General features: G+C 65.6%; 1 protein-coding gene. It reads right to left on the bottom strand.

The genetic code is table 11. The features are described from left to right. On the bottom strand, nucleotides 1-474 hold a 474-nt coding region (locus FJV41_RS57345; protein ID WP_141649609.1), incomplete at both ends, for a flagellar hook-basal body complex protein.

The following is a 474-nucleotide window of genomic DNA, read 5'->3' as shown; positions in this document are numbered from 1 at the left end:
CCCGCACTCCGCTCACCGTCTGGTCGGTGCCGGAGCTCGACAGGTTGCCGGTGAACTTCGCGACCGCGGTCGCCTTGCCTGCGGTGGTCTTGAGGTTGGCGATGCTGATTTCCCCAGGCGAGCCATCGGCTCCCACGCCCATCACTTTCGCGCCGCTGCCCTGCGTCACCAATACGCCGTCCCGGTTGAACTGGAACTGTCCGGCCCGCGTGTAGCGGATGCTGCCGTCGGTGCCCTGGAGCATGAACAGGCCCTGACCATCGATCGCGAGATCGAGCCCGTTGCCGGTCTGGCGCAGCTCGCCGGACTTGAACGACATCGAGGTGCCCATGGTGCTCACGCCGTAGCCCATCTGGCCGAACTGCCGGCCGGTGTATCCGCCACTGGAATAGAACGCGTCCGCGAACCGCAGCGACGAACCCTTGAATCCCGGCGTATTGAGGTTGGTGGTGTTGTTGGCGATCACCCGCAGGC

The organism is Myxococcus llanfairpwllgwyngyllgogerychwyrndrobwllllantysiliogogogochensis (assembly GCF_006636215.1).
GTDB lineage: Bacteria > Myxococcota > Myxococcia > Myxococcales > Myxococcaceae > Myxococcus > Myxococcus llanfairpwllgwyngyllgogerychwyrndrobwllllantysiliogogogochensis.
This window is presented reverse-complemented; position numbering and strand designations above follow the sequence as displayed.